Origin of the sequence: Dokdonia sp. PRO95 (assembly GCF_000355805.1) — a bacterium.
Classification (GTDB): Bacteria; Bacteroidota; Bacteroidia; order Flavobacteriales; family Flavobacteriaceae; genus Dokdonia.
In genome coordinates, this window is record NZ_CM001837.1 from 2,191,244 (window position 1) to 2,209,695 (window position 18,452).

At 35.9% G+C, this 18,452-nt stretch carries 17 protein-coding genes; 4 read left to right on the forward strand and 13 right to left on the reverse strand.

Annotation, left to right across the window (positions count from 1 at the left end):
• Positions 1 to 26: 26 nt before the first annotated feature.
• From D017_RS09905 to D017_RS09915, 3 genes are all read right to left on the reverse strand, one after another.
• The gene (locus D017_RS09905; RefSeq protein ID WP_035336291.1) at positions 27 to 377 is read right to left on the reverse strand and encodes a hypothetical protein; all 351 of its coding nucleotides are present in this window, start codon (positions 375 to 377) and stop codon (positions 27 to 29) included.
• A gap of 194 nt (positions 378 to 571) precedes the next feature.
• On the reverse strand, positions 572 to 1,000 hold the full coding sequence (locus D017_RS09910) for a DUF4268 domain-containing protein (protein ID WP_035336292.1): 429 nt from the start codon (positions 998 to 1,000) through the stop codon (positions 572 to 574).
• Positions 1,000 to 1,668, reverse strand: coding sequence for a ZIP family metal transporter (locus tag D017_RS09915; RefSeq protein ID WP_035336293.1), 669 nt, complete (start codon positions 1,666 to 1,668; stop codon positions 1,000 to 1,002). The genes D017_RS09910 and D017_RS09915 overlap by 1 nt, the downstream gene beginning before the upstream one ends.
• An 82-nt stretch (positions 1,669 to 1,750) precedes the next feature.
• Here D017_RS09915 and D017_RS09920 point away from each other — a divergent pair, with 82 nt between their 5' ends.
• A complete protein-coding gene (locus tag D017_RS09920) occupies positions 1,751 to 2,899 on the forward strand; it encodes a THUMP domain-containing protein (RefSeq protein WP_035338169.1) in 1,149 nt (382 codons plus the stop codon).
• 29 nt (positions 2,900 to 2,928) lie between these two features.
• Here D017_RS09920 and D017_RS09925 read toward each other — a convergent pair whose 3' ends face one another.
• From D017_RS09925 to D017_RS09940, 4 genes are all read right to left on the reverse strand, one after another.
• Positions 2,929 to 3,651: a DUF6048 family protein gene (locus tag D017_RS09925; RefSeq protein ID WP_035336294.1), complete on the reverse strand. Its 723-nt coding sequence runs from the start codon at positions 3,649 to 3,651 to the stop codon at positions 2,929 to 2,931.
• Positions 3,614 to 4,117 (reverse strand): DUF6452 family protein, encoded by a 504-nt coding sequence (locus D017_RS09930; protein WP_035336295.1) that lies wholly within the window; start codon positions 4,115 to 4,117, stop codon positions 3,614 to 3,616. Before D017_RS09930 ends, D017_RS09925 begins: the two co-directional genes overlap by 38 nt.
• A gap of 1 nt (position 4,118) precedes the next feature.
• Positions 4,119 to 5,531 carry a 23S rRNA (uracil(1939)-C(5))-methyltransferase RlmD gene (gene rlmD, locus D017_RS09935; protein ID WP_035336297.1) on the reverse strand — a complete coding sequence of 471 codons (1,413 nt, stop codon included), beginning with the start codon at positions 5,529 to 5,531 and terminating at the stop codon, positions 4,119 to 4,121.
• Positions 5,532 to 5,692: 161 nt separating this feature from the next.
• Positions 5,693 to 6,859: a mechanosensitive ion channel gene (locus D017_RS09940; RefSeq protein ID WP_035336298.1), complete on the reverse strand. Its 1,167-nt coding sequence runs from the start codon at positions 6,857 to 6,859 to the stop codon at positions 5,693 to 5,695.
• 213 nt (positions 6,860 to 7,072) lie between these two features.
• Here D017_RS09940 and rocD point away from each other — a divergent pair, with 213 nt between their 5' ends.
• Entirely contained in the window at positions 7,073 to 8,356 is a 1,284-nt protein-coding gene (gene rocD / locus D017_RS09945; protein ID WP_035336299.1) for an ornithine--oxo-acid transaminase, read from the forward strand.
• Positions 8,357 to 8,481: 125 nt separating this feature from the next.
• Here the strand turns inward: rocD and D017_RS09950 are convergent, their stop codons facing one another.
• From D017_RS09950 to D017_RS09960, 3 genes are read right to left on the reverse strand one after another with little or no spacing between them, the layout of a single operon-like run.
• Positions 8,482 to 8,817, reverse strand: coding sequence for a CCC motif membrane protein (locus tag D017_RS09950; protein ID WP_035336300.1), 336 nt, complete (start codon positions 8,815 to 8,817; stop codon positions 8,482 to 8,484).
• Between the two features lie 27 nt (positions 8,818 to 8,844).
• The gene (locus D017_RS09955; protein ID WP_035336301.1) at positions 8,845 to 9,120 is read right to left on the reverse strand and encodes a DUF2752 domain-containing protein; all 276 of its coding nucleotides are present in this window, start codon (positions 9,118 to 9,120) and stop codon (positions 8,845 to 8,847) included.
• A 9-nt stretch (positions 9,121 to 9,129) separates the two neighbouring features.
• Positions 9,130 to 11,277 carry a T9SS type A sorting domain-containing protein gene (locus D017_RS09960; protein ID WP_035336302.1) on the reverse strand — a complete coding sequence of 716 codons (2,148 nt, stop codon included), beginning with the start codon at positions 11,275 to 11,277 and terminating at the stop codon, positions 9,130 to 9,132.
• 143 nt (positions 11,278 to 11,420) lie between these two features.
• On the opposite strand from D017_RS09960, the gene D017_RS09965 reads away from it, so the two are divergent.
• Positions 11,421 to 11,969 (forward strand): Smr/MutS family protein, encoded by a 549-nt coding sequence (locus tag D017_RS09965; protein ID WP_035336303.1) that lies wholly within the window; start codon positions 11,421 to 11,423, stop codon positions 11,967 to 11,969.
• Here D017_RS09965 and D017_RS09970 read toward each other — a convergent pair.
• Positions 11,962 to 12,879, reverse strand: a complete 918-nt coding sequence (locus tag D017_RS09970) for a hypothetical protein (RefSeq protein WP_051583869.1) — start codon at positions 12,877 to 12,879, stop codon at positions 11,962 to 11,964. The genes D017_RS09965 and D017_RS09970 overlap by 8 nt on opposite strands.
• 195 nt (positions 12,880 to 13,074) lie before the next feature.
• Between D017_RS09970 and D017_RS09975 the strand changes: the two genes are divergently transcribed.
• Positions 13,075 to 14,232 (forward strand): cysteine desulfurase family protein, encoded by a 1,158-nt coding sequence (locus tag D017_RS09975; protein WP_035336304.1) that lies wholly within the window; start codon positions 13,075 to 13,077, stop codon positions 14,230 to 14,232.
• Between the two features lies 1 nt (position 14,233).
• On the opposite strand, the gene D017_RS09980 is transcribed toward D017_RS09975, so the two are convergent.
• Both D017_RS09980 and D017_RS09985 read right to left on the reverse strand, forming a co-directional pair.
• The gene (locus D017_RS09980) at positions 14,234 to 16,666 is read right to left on the reverse strand and encodes a TonB-dependent receptor (RefSeq protein WP_051583870.1); all 2,433 of its coding nucleotides are present in this window, start codon (positions 16,664 to 16,666) and stop codon (positions 14,234 to 14,236) included.
• Positions 16,667 to 16,701: 35 nt separating this feature from the next.
• Entirely contained in the window at positions 16,702 to 18,402 is a 1,701-nt protein-coding gene (locus D017_RS09985; RefSeq protein WP_035336306.1) for a M23 family metallopeptidase, read from the reverse strand.
• Positions 18,403 to 18,452: the final 50 nt, after the last annotated feature.

The following is an 18,452-nucleotide window of genomic DNA, read 5'->3' on the forward strand; positions in this document are numbered from 1 at the left end:
GGATTCAGCAGCGTTGATCCCTTACTTTACTTTACAAGCTTAAAAGGACTATGATAGTCATTATCTTTTGGATTTCCCTTAGGATTATAGAATGCTGTAGTTTTTGTGTCAGATCTATAATGCTGTCTTTCTAATGTTGATACCTCAATAGTGATAAAATCAAACTCGGCTACTACTTTACCAGTTATCTCATAAACTGCTTTACCTTGTATAGGGTTTTTCTTTAATGAAGGCGGAAAGTGAACAGTATCTATCCAATTACCGTTATAATCTAAGAAGGTTCCAAAGCACATGCGATTACCATTTGAGGTACCTGTGTTCTTTGCCGTTACCAGATATCCATAGATCTCTACAGTATTATTTAAATAGCCAGGCAAGTCTTTTGCTAAGACTTTTATAGTAGGTGTAGACTGAAGTCAATTGAATGGTGAATAATTTAGCTTCTAATCTTTTATGAAATCTAGATAGATTAATAATAAGGATTGAAATGTTTTCTACATGAAATGATAATGTGAACACGTATTGTACAGTTTGAGTACTCGCGTTGTAAAGGTTTTGAAAAGACTTTATATTATGATTTTATAAAATCCTGATATTCCAAGTAGAAGATTTCTAATTTGTCCATGTTTTCAAACATAAACTCAAAAACCTGTGGCCAGTGATTCTTATTATGAATGTTGACACCCTCTAATTTAATATATGCTCTTGAGATGAGCTTTCCGCTTTCCAGAATATAGTTTGAATCAAAAATAATATTTTGAGAAACTTCGTCCAGAAGTAGGTTTTTAAGACTCAATATTTTATCGAAATAATAAGTTCTGTCTATTTCATCACGAGATTCTGAATCTATAGAGACTAAGGCTTTGTCATTATCAAAATCAAACTTGAGATTTAAATCTTTTACTCCAGTATTATATAACATCCACTTCCTAGGATATCTCTTTCCGAAGAAAATCCAAAATTGTTTTCTTATTTCTTTAGACTCTTCTCTTGTGAACATTATAGAAAATATGCTATTATTATACCTAGAAATATTACTGCTAGTTTTGATGCATTAAATTGATGATTTTTTGACGATTCAAATAGGATGGTAGTAGATACGTGTAACAATACGCCTACTACAAAGGCATTTACATAATTGCTATATTCTTGAAGAAATTTTAATTGAGATCTTAAAAATGCTCCTGCAGGTGTCATTAGTCCAAAGATGATTAAGAATATAATTGTGTTAATGTTGCTCATTTTGGAATTAAACAAGAATGCTGAGATGATAATCGCAATAGGAATCTTGTGAATGACCACTCCATAAAGTAAATCTTGATTATCTGCAATGGGGAAGCCTTCAATTATAGAATGTAAACACAAACTGATGAATAATAAGAAAGGGAAGCTTCCTTCATCTTGATGATGCATGTGTCCGTGTTCTGCGCCTTTAGAACCAAATTCTAACAGTATTTGAACAAGTAATCCGGCCATAATGTAGATTCCCACATTGTTAGTGCTTTCACTATAAACTTCGGGTAGAAATTCAAATATGATAACCGATAATAGAAAAGCGCCGCTAAATGAAAGCAAAAGCTTGATGCTGTTATTTACTACAGGCTTAAAAATAAGCGCAATAGTGAATCCAATAATAACTGCGATAATGGGTAAGATAATTGCTAACAAATGGTTAGGTATTTTGCGGTGTTAAGGCGATAAAATTAACGTATTTTTGCGGTATATGAGCGAGACAAGTCAAAACTTTAAGATGGTAGCCAAAACGTTTTTTGGCTTCGAAAATATATTAGCAGAAGAGTTACGTAATCTAGGGGCAGGTAATGTAGAAATCGGCGTGCGTAATGTTTCTTTTGAAGGGGATAAAGGTTTTATGTACAAGGCAAACCTTTGCTGTCGCACAGCAATCAAAATTTTAAAACCTATAGCCGAATTCAGAGTCATGAATGAAGATGACCTGTATCGTCGCATGCAGAGAATAAATTGGCGTAAGTACATGGATGTTAATACGACCTTTGCAATTAATGCAACAGTAAGCGGACCTACATTTACCCACTCGCAATATGTTTCGTTCAAGACAAAGGATGCTATTGTGGACAAATTTCGTCGAGAAGAGAATGTAAGACCTAATGTTGATACAAAACATCCAGACTTGCGTCTCAATGTGCATATACAAGACAACTGGTGTACATTATCATTAGATAGTAGTGGAGCTTCACTTCACCATAGAGGTTATCGTACAGCTACAAATATTGCTCCTATTAATGAAGCACTTGCTGCAGGTTTAATAATGATGAGTGGATGGTATGGGCAGTCGGATTTTCTTGACCCAATGTGTGGTTCTGGTACCATGTGTATAGAAGCGGCAATGATAGCTTGTAATGTTCCTGCAAACCTTAATAGAAAAGAGTTTGCTTTTGAAAAATGGGGTGATTGGGATGTAGATCTGTTTGAACTTATAGAAGCCTCTGCTCTTAAGAGAGTTAAAGATTTTAGATATACCATCACGGGATATGATAAGGCACCTTCTGCAGTAGAAAAAGCAAGAGAGAATGTTAAAAATGCTCAACTATCAGATTTTGTTACTATAAAAGAAGAAAATTTCTTTAGGACAAAAAAAGATGGGAATGACTTCTTGCAGATGGTATTTAACCCACCATATGGTGAACGTTTACCAATTGAGATGGAAGAATTTTATAAAGAAATAGGCGACACCCTAAAATCTGGATATCCTGGATCTCACGCATGGATGATTACATCAAATATGGAATCACTAAAACATGTTGGTCTAAGACCTAGTAGGAAAATTAAATGTTTTAACGGTAGCTTAGAGAGTAGACTCGTTAAGTACGAAATGTATGAAGGAAGTAAAAAAGGGAAATACCTAAATAGGGAAGAATAACAAGTACTTTTTCGCGAAAGCGTAAATAATTACTTTTTAAAAATAGGAATTAAATACGACAGTGTATATCCATATCCTACGCCTATTGGAGTACCTTCTGTAAGTTCTCCGAACCCTGGAATATATAAATTTGAGTAGCCTTCTGGATCTTTAGTAGTTATAGTTCTTTTTAATTGTGCATTTACTCCTAGATAAATATTACTAAATAATTCTACCTCCAAGCCTACTTTGAGTTCAAGCCAGGTAGCATTTAGCCCCTTGAATTCTTGACTTAAATTTCTCGTGTCGTCACCAAATACAGGGTTAGTTGTGTAAATTGTATAGCTTTCTAGCTCTTGACTAAAACTAGAAAAACCAGCTCTAACCCCTGCGTAGATGAGATTGTTCATCCCAAACCAGTTTTCATAGGTATTATAATTGAAACCCGCTTTTATGTAACTGCCGCTCGTGGTATTTTCTAGATTAGCAAGATCTGAGCTCCAAGTTTCGTTTCCTATCTCGGCGGCGAGATAGTAATTTTTTTTGAGTCTAAAATCTGCAACGAGTTCCAGGCCTTTAAAATTGTCGTCAAGAAATGATCTAATAGGTTTTGAAATATCTACTCCTACACGCAAACCATAATAGTCTGTAGGTGCAGTAATAGAATCATTAGTAGTGATTTCTTTAGTCGTTTCTTGAGCTCGTACAGAACTAGTGAAGAAAGCAAGAATTACACTAGTGAAAAATACTAATATGTGCTTCAGTCTGATCATTTACTGTTGGGTTTTCAATATCTATATTCTGTATCCATGCTCCATCTTGTTGTGGATCAATTGTATTTTGTAAATCATCATATACTACTCTAAAGCCACATGCTTTATTTACAAACTCATCTGTGACAGTGTAAGTGAATGTTAAATCATCAGTATTGGGTTCTTCTTCATCATCTTCGGCGGTATTGATTGTAAATGAGTACGTTGTAAGTTCGGCATTTGTGCGTAAAGGAATCTCTATGCTCTCTAAGTTTACAAGTGCTATTACTTCGTTTACCTCCTGATCAATAATGGTTGTGACCGTTAGATTATTTGGAGCTTTTAATAGTGATGGGTTATTTACATCATAAAAATCAATAATAAGTAATGGAGTAGTGGGCGTAGTTTCTGCACAGATATCATCTCGTTCGCAAGAACTCTGCCCTAGACTGGCACTTATTATCAAAATTAAAAGTAGCTTTCTCATTTTATCTCTTTTCAAGTAATACCACGTTCTCTACATGATGAGTTTGAGGGAACATGTCTACAGGTTGCACTTTTATAACCTTATATGTTTCATCTAATAACGCAAGATCGCGAGCTTGTGTTGCACTGTTACAACTTACGTAGACTACTTTTTGTGGAGATATATTAATTATTTGCTGCACTACATCTGCGTGCATACCATCTCTAGGTGGATCTGTGATAATAATATCTGGAACGCCGTGAGTATTTATAAATTCTGTATTAAACACTTTCTTCATGTCACCTACAAAAAACTCAGTATTCTCTATACCATTGAGCTTTGCATTTTCCTTAGCTGCTTCAATGGCATCTGGGACAGCTTCTACACCAATCACTTTTCTAGCTTTCTTTGCTACAAACTGAGCAATAGTACCAGTTCCAGTATATAAGTCATACACTAGTTCATTACCTGTAAGTCCAGCAAAGTCTCGTGTGATTTTGTATAACTCGTAAGCTTGTTTTGAATTAGTCTGATAAAATGATTTGGCATTAATTTTAAACTTGAGCCCTTCCATTTCTTCAAAAATATGATCTCTTCCAGAGAAACAAATTACTTCCTGATCGTAAATCGTGTCGTTTCCTTTACTATTTATAACATATAAAAGCGAGGTGATTTCTGGCCAAGTATCTTTAATATAGTTTAGTAGTAATTCTCTATTCTCAGTTTCTTCCTTAAAGAATTGAACAAGAACCATTAACTCACCATTAGATGATGTGCGTATCATTAATGTACGAAGGAGTCCATCTTGATTACGGGCATTATAAAATGCCATATTATTTGCAGTTGCAAATTCTTTTATTCCATTACGTATGGCATTACTAGGGTCGCGCTGTAAATGACATTTATCAATATCAAGTATTTTATCCCACATCCCAGCGATATGAAAGCCTAGGGCATTTCTATCTTCAATAACTTCATCACTTTTTATTTGTTCAAGTGTAAGCCATTTTGAGTCAGAAAAACCAAACTCCATCTTATTGCGGTAAAAGTATTGCTCTGAGCTTCCAGCAATAGGAGTAAGTTCAGGAAGTTCAATTTTACCTAAGCGTTTAAGGTTATTTTCTACCTCTTGCTGTTTGTATTCTAATTGGAATTTATAATCCATGTGTTGCCACTTACAGCCACCACATGCATCAAAATGTTCACATTGGGGTTGAGTACGCTTTCGCGAAAGCGTTAATACCTCTATTGCAGTTCCTTCATAATAAGCTTTACGCTTTTTTGTAGTTTGTACGTTTACAACATCTCCAGGTACAGCATTATTGATGAAAATTACTTTTCCATCTGGTGCGTGACCGATAGCTTTACCTTTTGCACCTGCATCTGTTACACTAATATTTTCAAAAACCTGTCTGTTTTGTTTACGTCTTCCCATAGGCGCAAAAGTAGGGCTTATATCAAAACCTTAATTGATTAAAAGCAGTTTTTTATAAAGCACTTTCTATTCTGTAAGAAGAAAACCTACGCTATAGAAATGGCCCAAAAAAAAAGGCTACTTTAATTAAAAAGTAGCCTTAACAATAATGCGATTAATATTTAATCAATTTTATTGTCAAACTTATTTAAAATTTTCTTCATATGTTGACCTGCAGCTTCACGTCCACCCAGTCCAAAACTTAATACTATTGTGAGTGCTATAGTACCTAATGTAAGGCCAAAAGCAAGGTTAATGATTTCATCTGCAATACCCATTGTATTAAGGCCTATTGCAAGAAAAATAGCAATAATAGCCATGCGCACAATAGACGCTAAAAAAGCGTTTTCCTTTACAGCCATGTTTTTATATACGATACTAGCAATCCAATTACCAATCACTAAAATCACTAGACCAAAGAGGATTTTACCTCCATAAACATTTACTGTCGCCAGTATCTCTGAAAGTTGGCTAAATTCAAGTTTTTCTACGGCTGTCGTAATACCAAATAATACAATAAAGAAATACACAATGTTACCTATAAGGTTTACCACATTCACATTTCCAACCATCTTATCTAATTGTATTTTTTGAAGTGTAGCATTCATATTCATTCCATTAAGAATATCCTTTATAAGGCCACTTAAGAAACGTGCACCTATGGTAAATGCAATGAGTATGATTGCTGCCGTTGCAATTTTTGGAATAGCTTGCATAAAGCTCGATAGCATTTCTGTAGCAGGTATAGAAATAGCGTCCATTCCTAAAATATTGAGAGCAACTATAAGTAATGGAATGAAAATAAAGATAAATACAATCTTCTTTAAAATGTTTACAACATCAATCTTGGTCGAAATTTTTAATTTTGGAAGAAACTTACGAATGGTGTCACCAGACATTCCAACAAATTCTGCGATGATAGTAGCAAGCATATAACCTATGTAACCTACAAGACCTGCACCTACAATTTTAGGTATGAATCCTAGAAAATCATCAAGCATATTTTTAAGAGGATCAAGAGCAGATGTAAGTCCTAATCTCCCTAGTACAAGTGTGAATACAAATATCATCACAAGTAAGTACACTAGTTTAGATATAAATTTTGAAAGTGTAATATTATCACTTTTAAGCTTATCGTCTAGCCCACTTTTTTTAATGATTTTTGCGGTTAGTTTTTTGAGTAATTTTGCTATAAAAATACCAACTATAAGCAGTAGTATTGCAATAAGCGCGTTAATTAGATAATCACCGCTAGTTAAGTTTCTTAGTAAATCGTTGAGATAGTCCATTTTGATTAATTATTTTAGTTTTTTCAAAAGTAAACTGCTTATAAGTGAGGACTACAATATATTACTTACTAAGTGTTTGCATCGATTAAGTGCTAGGTTTTTTCGTTGTAATGCATTGATTTAAGCAAAAACAATTTATGAGGTTGATTTCTTACCTCTTGCTTCGAGCACAAATTAGGAATTGTAGATTACTATCTTTAAAATATTATTATTATGGCCACTGTTGATCAACTTTCTTCACAAGAGGCAATTGCACTAGAAGACAAGCATGGAGCACACAATTATCACCCACTTCCTGTGGTTTTAAGCAAGGGAGAAGGCGTTTATGTGTGGGACGTAGAAGGAAAAAAATACTACGACTTTCTATCTGCTTATTCTGCTGTAAACCAGGGACACTGTCACCCACGCATTGTAAATGCAATGACAGAACAAGCAAAAACACTTACACTAACGTCTCGTGCGTTTTACAATGATACTCTAGGCCCGTACGAAAAATACGCTACAGAGTATTTTGACTTTGATAAGCTATTACCTATGAATACTGGAGCAGAGGCTGTGGAGACAGCTATAAAGCTTGCGCGAAAATGGGCTTACGAGAAGAAAGGAGTTGCAGAACACGATGCTCAGATTATTGTTTGTGAAAATAACTTTCACGGTAGAACAACTACTATAATATCTTTTTCTAATGATGAAGGTGCTCGTAAAAACTTTGGGCCATATACTCCAGGATTTATCAAAATACCATACGATGATGTTGATGCGCTAGAAAATGCTCTTAAGTCACATAAAAACATTGCAGGTTTTCTTGTAGAACCTATTCAAGGTGAGGCGGGTGTATATACTCCGGCAGATGATTATATGCGCAAAGCGCAAGCATTATGTAATGAGCATGAGGTACTTTTTATAGCAGACGAAATTCAAACAGGAATTGCAAGAACTGGAGGACTACTTGCAGTATGTGGTAATTGTTCTTGTGAGTCTCACTGTGAGAAGCAACACGATACCTATGCGCAGCCTGATATTTTAATATTAGGAAAGGCGCTTTCTGGTGGTGCTTATCCAGTATCTGCCGTGCTTGCAAATGATCATATTATGGAGGTTATAAAGCCAGGGCAGCATGGTTCTACCTTTGGCGGAAACCCAATCGCTGGAGCGGTAGCGACGGCAGCATTAGAAGTTGTGAAGGATGAGCATTTAATACAAAACGCTCGTAAACTAGGAGCAATATTTCGTGAGAAGATGCAAGCTTTTGTAGACACGAGTAATATCGCAACTTTAGTACGCGGTCGCGGTTTACTAAACGCTGTTGTAATTAACGATACAGAAGATAGCTCAACAGCTTGGGATATATGTATGGCGCTGCGCGATAACGGACTTCTTGCCAAACCAACCCATGGTAACATTATTCGTTTTGCCCCACCATTAGTGATGACAGAAGAGCAGCTTATTGAGTGTACTGATATTATTATCAAGACACTTAAGCAATTTGAAAAATAAATTTCTCTAATTATAAAATGAAAAGCCGTTAGGATTATTGATCCTAGCGGCTTTTTTATTTTCATCGTTTAGCAAAAAAAACACGTCGTTAGACGTGTTTTTTATATCAGTAACCTGAAATATTACTATGATGCCATTCCAGCTTGCTCCATTTGTTGTTGTTGCCATTCTTGCATACCTTCCATTCCTCCGAACATAACAAGCATTACAACTATCATTAATAGTGTCAGCACACCTAAAACTAAACCAATAATAGCGATAATTCTTGCAGTTTTAAGCTGTCCATAATTATCGTAACTATCAGGAGATAGTAGATAAGTTTTTTTGTCTTTGTTTGCTAAAAATAACCCTATTCCAGACAGTAGAATTCCTCCTATTCCCCATGAAAAACAACAGGCGATGAATGATACAATCCCTAATACTAGAGATATGGTTACGTTAGGCAGTTTACGATTTTCCATTTTAATGTTTGATGTTTAGTTAATTGATTAGTTAGTCATTTTTATTGTATAGCTAATTATAATAGTAGCGACTGTCAATATAGCTAAAAATATCACACCTTTGTTTGCAAATTTTAAATTTGTAAACTGATTAAGCACTAAAAAACCCAGCAAAGCTATCAATGGATAGATTGCTGGGTACATGTAAAATGCTTCTATAAACTCTCCTTTAAAAAGAAGAGAAATTGACCTTTGAATACCGCATCCCATACATTCAAATCCTAAATATTTCTTATTCAGGCAGGGCAACATGTATTCGTCCATAGGTGTCTTTTAATTTACTATACTAATTTTACGACCTTTTGTGAGGCCATCACGAGTTGTAAATTTAACCACATATATTCCTGTTGCCAAGTTTCTTGTAGGGAAAGTATATTCACTCTGGCCACCTAGGTTTACTTCATTAAAAATCTTTTTTCCAGATAAATCAAAAAGTGATACATCCTCAACCACAATATTGTTTGGGTTGTAAATTTCAAGTTGGTTATTAGTATTGTTTTGGATAATAGTAAATGATTCAAGAACACTTTCTTCAATAAATGGATCTTGCTCGTTAACAGCTATGTCAATAGTTTCATTTTCTACATTTGTGTCTTCTGCGGTTTCTTCTTCTGTTGATTCTTCATCTTCAGTTGTTTCTTCATCCTCTGGTGCTTCTGAAGATGCAAAGCGAATGAAGAAGCGATCATCATATACTCCATCTTCGAGCATCATAAGTACTTCTTCTCCCAGAATAGAATGGTATGTTTCGGTTTCCATGTCAACTAAGAAAACATCGTTGTACTCAAAGGCTTCTGTATAGTGTACGGCAAATTTAAATTCTGTAGGTCCAGAAGCTTTTATAGATAAAGGAATCCATTGGTATTCATCTTTTGGAACGGCATTGATTACGTAGTTGCTTTTGCCATCAATAATGAAACCTACATCAGTGCCAATCTCGCTTAGTGTCTGCGCATCCATTGCGGTATCATAACCTTCGGTCGCTGCGTCTAGAAATGCAATACTCATTTCTCTAGAGTAGGTGTCATTTATGCCAGCATAAAATTTAATGTGTGAAGGCTTTTTAAGATCGTTTATATTTTCATAATAATTTGCAACACCATGAGCAGATACAATAGCAGTATTATCTTTGTTAGATTTTTGAGAAGATCTAAAATCAGAATTAGTTCCTTCTCGTACGAATACTCTTTGGTCGTTGCTGAAAGTAATATCTTCTGGTACAGCACCATTCATATCTTGGCCAGTTGCTCCAGTTACCATAAAACCTTGTCCTACAGGAGAGAACCTTCGGTCATAAGACAATGATGTTCCATCCGTATCTGCTGTTCCTGTAGACTCTCCGGTAATGTCATATGTCAAAAACGTCGCATTCACGTATATACCATCTCCGTCTATTACTCCCATTGGAGAATAGGTTCCATAACCTCCTTTGTAATCTACTAGGTAATGAGAAAGAGCTAGTGGATCGCTATCCCAGAAATATGCAGTACCAGTAGTAACTCTCTTTCTATCTATAGTCTTATTGATTACTTCTCCAGTATATGGTGATGTATATGAGTATGCATATGAATTTGGTTCACTTTCTCCTCTCGAGTTTTTAATTAAAAAGTGATTTAGATCTAAAGCCGATGGGTATGGATTTCCTACTTGCGTTTGCTGATCAGTACCAACAGCAATTTGAATATCGCCACTATTAGGACGTCCTCTAAAATCATAACGTTGTGAATCCCCAGGATTGTTCTCTGGTTGACTAACTTCAGTTGCTATTGTTGTATTATCTGTACCGGCAACACCTTTCATTGTGAAACCGTATCCTGGCTCTAGTGTTGCAGTATTAGTAATATGTACCCAATCCCCGTAATTTTCTCCAGACTTGAAAGCCCATATCCAGTAGCTAGCAATGTTGAGAGCTCCAGCATTTTGGTTACCATCAAAACCTCCTATTGCAAACGCAGGATTACTGAGTGTGACAGTTGTTGGTTTAAATAATACTTGGGCTGCAGAGTTTGTGCTTTTAAATGCAAATGGACCATTACCTTCACCTCTTGCGGGTTCTGAGAAACCATTAGCACCTTCAACTCGTGATAAGCCCACAGGTGATCCCCAGACATTGTAATCAAAGTTGTTTACAGTTCCTTCTTGGTATATAGAAATTTCACCAGTTCCCTTGTTGTTTCTACTTATACTTCCTTGTCCTTGTAAAATTTGAGCATTATTTCTTAAAAGAATATTAGGTATCCCATTATCTGTAGTCGCTGTGAGGCTTCTATTAGATTCTAATTCAACATCATTTTCAACATAAATAAAAGTATCGTTAACAAACACATAAGAGGCTGTGTTTGTATCCGTAGGCTTTACAAAAAGTTGTGCATGAGCAGAGAATCCTAGGGTAAGTGCCGCTACAAGAAGTAGATTTTTCATAATTTAAACTTTACACGTAGTTATAACTTGGGGTCAAACTTAATCAAATGTAGATAGGCCGAAGTATGTAGTATGCTTTTATGCTTACTTTTCGATACATTGTATATTTTTACCGACTAAAAACCTTTTCTATTTGTAAAATTATGAAATTAGGAGATCAAGTGCAAGCGTTAGACGATGATTTTGAGGGTGTTGTAGTTAATGTCGAAAACGGACAAGTTTCGGTAGAAGATGAGGATGGATTTATATCCTATTTTCGCGAAAGCGAGCTTATACCTGCAGTGTCTAAAAGTATGAGAGCCGCTCTTTCTGTAGTACCGGATTCTGTGATTTCAGAAAAAGAAGAGGCAAAGAAAAAGAAGGCAATAAGGGTGAATCCCAAAGAACGTAACGCTCCAATGTTTGAGGTGGATCTGCATATTCACAAATTAGTAGATAGACAGCGTGGTATGAGTAATTATGAGATTCTGACCATCCAACTCGATACGGCATCTAGGCAACTAGAATTTGCTATTAAAAAGCGTATTCCTAAGATGGTTTTTATCCATGGAGTGGGAGAAGGAGTGCTTCGTGAGGAGCTATACACACTACTTCGTAGGTATGATAATCTTAGATTTTATGATGCAGATTTTCAAAAATATGGGGTAGGAGCAACCGAAGTTTACATTTATCAAAATGCAACCCCTAATTAATTGTAGGTGTGACCGTGACAGATACATCACTAGCCGAGTATGTGCCTAGTAACTGTAATGTCTCATCTCGCAACTCCTCCTGATTAACAGGATTTACAAGTACTGTATTTGTAATCGTGATATCAAGTGTCAAATCTGTGATAAAGTACTCGTTTTCACGATAGATATTCACTATAGTTTCTACAGCAATATCAGGATTTAGGTAATCTGGAACGGTAGGAGCGTTAAGATCAGATTTATCATTGTTTGGGTTTAAATCACTATTTAAATCTTCATTTCTTGTAAGAATGCCATCACCATCATCGTCATCATCTAGATAATCTGGAATGCCATCGCCGTCAGAATCGCGAGCCATTAAAATTGTATTTCCTTCTATAGTAAAGTCTGTTCCTAATTCTAAAAGAGTGGGAACATTATCTCCGTCATCATCAAAATCTAAGTAATCAAGGATTCCGTCAAGATCTGTATCTACTAATAGTGTTGGGTCCTCCACTTCTGTAGGTATAGAATCTGCATCACTCTCTGTACCACTAGAAAATATTTCTACCAGACCATCTGTACTTATAAATTCTTCTTGTACCACAGGGCTTGTAGGTGGTATCGCATTACAAAAATAGTCACTTGGATCTCCATTAAATACACGGTATGAGTATTGGTCTGTGCCCGAAAGTAGTATAGAATACGAAGTATTTACTTCTGTAAATATAGGTTCGCCTGTCTCAAATTGTAAAGCAAGTGCCTCATTAGTACTCGACTTAGTCTTATAAAACACATAGTTAGTAACATCATTTACATTTTCACATCGTTGTAACTCAACATCGTCAAAATCTAATTCTGTAACAATAACGTCGCCATCATCACACGATGTAATCAAAAATATAAGAGCAAGTAAAAGCGTGAGCTTTTTCATAGATATAATGTTTAATGCAAAAATAGGACAAAGTGTTTGAAATATGCTTTCGCGAAAATGTTATTTACTTTCTAAAAAGCAGCTATTAGAATGATCGTTTAACTCTACAATTTCTAATAACCAAATAGACACCTATCGAGCAGTCCCGAGTTATTTTGGTTATTTTTGTGCTAAAATCCCTAATGAATAACGTTTATGTCTAAGGTTTATTTTGATAACGCAGCAACTACTCAAATAAGAGAAGAAGTACTCGATAGAATGATGGAGGTTATGCGCGATGTGTCTGGAAATCCATCGTCTACTCATGCAGTAGGACGTAGCGCTAAAAGTATTGTTGAAAATGCTCGAAAGACCGTAGCTAAGATTTTAAATGTATCTGCTGGAGAAATATTCTTTACTTCTGGAGGTACAGAGGCAGATAACCTTGTAATCAATAGCGCAGCCCGTGATTTAGGAATACAGCGCATAATTACTTCACGCATAGAGCACCATGCTGTGCTTCATGCTGCCGAAGAAGCAGCGCGTACTAACAATATCAAACTAGAATACGTAAACTTAAAAAGTTGCGGAACTCCAGATGAGAAGCATCTAGAAGAAATGCTAAAATCAAGTGAAGACAAAACGCTTGTGAGCTTAATGCATGTAAATAATGAAGTAGGTAATATGATTGATATAGAAGCTGTGGCGACTATGTGTAAATCATACGGGGCATTAGTACATAGTGATATGGTACAGAGTATAGGTCACTATGATGTAGACCTCCAGAAGATACCTGTAGATTTTGTCGCTGCTGCAGGCCACAAATTTCATGGACCTAAAGGAGTAGGGTTTGCTTTTGTGAGAAAAAATAGTGGTCTCAGACCTTTAATCTATGGCGGATCTCAAGAAAGAGGATTAAGAGCTGGAACAGAAGGAGTTCATAATATTGCTGGATTAGAAACAGCAATGGAATATGCTTATAATAATCTAGAAGAGGAAAGCGCTTATGTGAGGGGCATAAAAGACTATTTCACCGAAAGGTTACAACAAGAAATTCCTAAAGCTAAGCTTAATGGTAATTGTTCTAATCCAGAAAAAAGCACATATACTTTACTTAATGTTTGTTTACCCATAGCCTCAGAAAAGGCACTTTTACTGTTATTTCAACTAGATATGAAAGGTATATCTTGTTCTAAAGGAAGTGCTTGTCAAAGTGGTAGCGACAAGGGCTCGCATGTATTGCAAGAAGTTTTATCGGGAGAAGATTTAGGAAAGCCTAGTGTGCGTTTTTCGTTCTCAAAATATAACACAAAAGCCGATGTGGATTATGTGATAGAAATTTTAAAAGAATTTCTAGAGGGCGTTCCTGCCTAATTTAGAACTTTGCAGACATTCTTACATTAAAGACTCTAGGTGATAGAAAATTAGGGATTGCAAATTGTTGTCTCGTACTAGCATCTCTTACAAAGGTATTTGTAATCGAGTTTTGTCTATTAAATATATTATAGATTTCAAATCCCGCAGTTAGATCTTTAAATACATGAAGCCAGTGTCCCTTTGGGTATGGCTTTGTTGCATCTGTGAAGACATAGTTTATACCGATATCTGATCTAAAGTAATCTCGTAATCTCGGTAGCTCTGCAAATTGATATGGGTCTGCATAACTTGGAGATCCTCCAGGTAATCCTGTTTGATATACCATGTTAATGTATAATTTAAGATTTGGTATACTAGGAGCATAATCTTGAAATAAGAAAGCAACCTTTAATCGCTGGTCTGTAGGTCGAGGTATATAGCCTTGATTATCTATATTTTCTTCTGTGCGTAATATGCCAAGACTTATCCAACTTTCAGTTCCCGGTACAAACTCACCGTTAAGCCTTGTATCTAGACCGTACGATCGAGCAGTGGCATTATTAGTCGCTCTATATCTTATGCGTACATTTTCTAAGGTATATGGATTTACGTCAGTAAGTCCTTTGTAATAAGCTTCTGTAACTAGTTTAAAAGGACGTTCCCACATATTAAAGCTCCAATCGTGTCCAGCTACAATATGATAAGATTTTTGAGCTTTTACTTCTGGGCGTACTTGACCTAGTGAATCTCTTAACTCACGATAGAGTGGAGGTTGTGCATACAGACCTCCTGATAGCCTAAAGATCATATCCTCACTTCCGCCTGGTTTTAAGCTTATCTGAGCTCTAGGGCTCACTATAGTTTGCGTGTTACTTTCTATACCGTCACCGTTTACAGTCCATTGTTGGGCTCTTACTCCTGCATTAATCCACACTTCACGTTCTCCCCAATCTATTCTTTTACTGTATTGACCATAAGCAGAGATGCGATCAATTTGAACATTGTTGCGTGCTCTTATATTTGTAAAGGGTTCGAGAGGAGCGTCAAAAGCTTCATAAGGTTGCTGGTTTACAAATTCACTTATGGGAGGTCTAATTGAAAACCCAGCCGAATCTATTACTTCATACTCCTCAAGACGGTCTCGTATATCTTCTCTAGTATATTTAATTCCCCAATCGAGCTGATCGTCGTTTTTTAAGTATGTTCCTTTGTGCTCTAGATTAATAAATAGTGCGTCAAGATCATTACGTGCATGAGTAAGTTGAGAACCTATACCTTGAGTAAATTCTACTTCTCCTAGATTTTCATCTCCTATGTTAGTGTTAGGTCTTCCCAAACGGTAATTTGCAAAAATGTCAAAATACTCTTGCTCTTGTGTGTGATATGCAGAGCCTAATAGTTTTAATGTCGTATGCTCATTAAGTTCATAAGTTCCTTTTAATGCTCCAAAGTAGGTCTCATATTTATCTTTTTCTTGACCTTCATAAAAAACAACAAGCGCTCTAGGATCTGCTAGCGTTCCAAAATTAGTCTGCCTCGTAAGTGGCTCATAATCGTATTTATTTACAGCAATATTTCCTAGAAAGTCCAATTGAAATTTATTTGAAAACTTATAGGTCAAGAAGGTCTGCGCGTCAAAAAAACGGGGTCTAAAGTTTGTTTCTGTCTGCTTTGCATCTACAAGCAAGCTATTGTCTCTGTAGCGTATACCTGCGAGTGCTGTAAAACGACCATCTTTTGTTATTCCCTCACCAGATATACTTCCTCCTAGTAAACTTGCGTCTACACTAGCGGCAAAAGATGTAGGCCTTCTATAGCTTATATCTAAAACCGAGGATAATTTATCTCCATATTTTGCTTGAAAGCCACCGGCACTAAAAGCCACATTTTGGACGAGATCACTGTTTACAAAACTCAATCCTTCTTGTTGTCCAGATCTTACCAAGAAAGGTCTGTACACTTCTATCTCATTTACGTATACGAGATTCTCATCAAAGTTGCCACCACGTACAGAATATTGTGTGCTCAGCTCGTTATTGTTACTTACGCCCGGTAAGGATTTTAATAAATTTTCTACTCCAGCATTTGCTCCAGGTGTTTTTCTAATAACTTCGGGAGATATTGTCACAACACCCTCAACGCGTTGTTGTGTAGTTGCCGTTATAATTACAGTTCCTAGTTGCTCTACATCCTCTTTCAACACTGGATTAAACTCTACTTCAGCATTAGGGGAGAGGTTAAAAGGTTGCGTTATTTTCTTAAAGCCTACATAGGTGAAGTTTATAGTTACTTCCTCACCTGAAGGTATTTCTAGTAGGTAAAAACCATTGTCGTTTGTAGTTGTTCCATCCGTTCCATAGGAAACAGATACTCCAGGAATTGGAGTGTTCTTGTCGTCAATTACGATGCCTCGTAGGATAGCAGTTTGTGCTAGACTAGTAGCCGTAGCCATTAGAAACGTAATTATTAGGAATATGTAGTTTTTTTTCAAATGGAAGATTTTCTAAAGAAGGTAGTTTCAAATGTAGTACTATTTCCTACATTGTCAGTTACAATAAGTTTTAGATTGTTTTTTGTGTCTGTCACCACGTTGTCATTAAAATCATGAGTAAGGCGCTTAGTCTTTGGGTCATATTCGAGTAGAATGTAGTTCCCATTTACAGTAGCTCTATAGCCTTTAATGCCGCTAGTAAGATCTGTTATTTCAAACTTGAGATATCTGTACTTAGACATCCATTTACTTTTTGTAACGTTTATGGCTTTTACAATAGGTAAGTCTGTATCTTTTGCTATCGTATAATCGCCTAATGTACGTGTACTTATTTGTAATTTATTGTCTTTTATTCTGGTATTACTGTAATAAACGTCGCCTTTATAGCCTATTCTTCCCAAATAAAGCTTATCTCGATCGTCTTCGTTGTAACCAGATAAGTCATAAGAGATTGTGATGTTTTTATGTACAGGGATTAAATCTTCATGCAATGTAAGTTTGTCTCCTTCTGTTTTTAAATTGAGAAAAGTATCTTCATATAATGCACCTTTTGGAATATAAACGTCAAATTTGCCGTCATTGTATGTATATCCTTGGTCACTATAGACATAATCCTTTATTGCACTTTTGTCAGCAGGTGTTATCGTTTCTTTTTTACCCGTGATAGGTACGTTAATGATTACATTATTACCTGCATAGTCACGTACATTTATTTGATATTGATAAGATAGACTATCTATTATATCAAGGATACCATTATCTACTTGTTTAGTGTAAATACTCAATGGATTGTTTCTTTCTATAAAGAGTTTTTGAACCCTTTTGCGCTTGTCTTTATATAAGCCGTAGTCAATCATTCTGTTGAGGTAGCGAGTCTCTGCAAATGAAAATTTATCCATAGTAACTTCAAAGTTTTCTTGACCATTTACAGCTGTGGTAATAGCGTATATACCATTTTTGTTATTGGCCAAATCTTGTTGATCTATGGTGCCTATTGCAAAACCTATTTCTCCATATGCTTTAAGATTTTCGGCGAGGTAGCTGCCATCAGGCTTTTGTGTGAGTCTCACAGACACTGGATTTGCATTTTGATTAATAGATGCATTTTCTCTCAAAGGGTACGCGCGTAGTTCATTAATAGTAGGTTTACGCGTGTCTTTCGCAGTAAGTCCAAACAAAAATGGATTCATAGGGCGTTCATTTGCATCTCTGATTTCAAAATGTAAATGCGGTCCGCCGCTGCTTCCAGTGTTACCGCTATATGCCAAAATCTCACCTTGACCTATCTCTAGTTCGCCTTTTTTAGGGAAAAGCTCTATCTCAAAGCTTTCTTTTTTATACTGAGCATTTTTTACAAATTCTTCTATCTCATCACAAAATTTTTGAAGGTGTCCATAAACGGTAGTGTACCCATTAGGATGTGTAACATAAATGGCCTTCCCATAACCATAGTGCGATATCTTAATGCGTGTAACCGTACCTGCCGCCGATGCATACACTGGTAGCCCTTCTCTTCTTTGTGTTTTTAAATCTAACCCACTATGAAAGTGATTACTTCTCAGTTCTCCAAAACTTCCAGCAAGGACTAGCTGCCCATCTAGCGGATTAACAAAATAGTCTTGGGGTATATCTTGCTGTGAGAATAGAAGCGTGGTTGTAACTACAAATAATGTAAAGGATAAAATACTTTTAATCATAAGGGCTAATGTAGGTAATCAAGTAATAAAATAAAATGTAGAAGTATGTT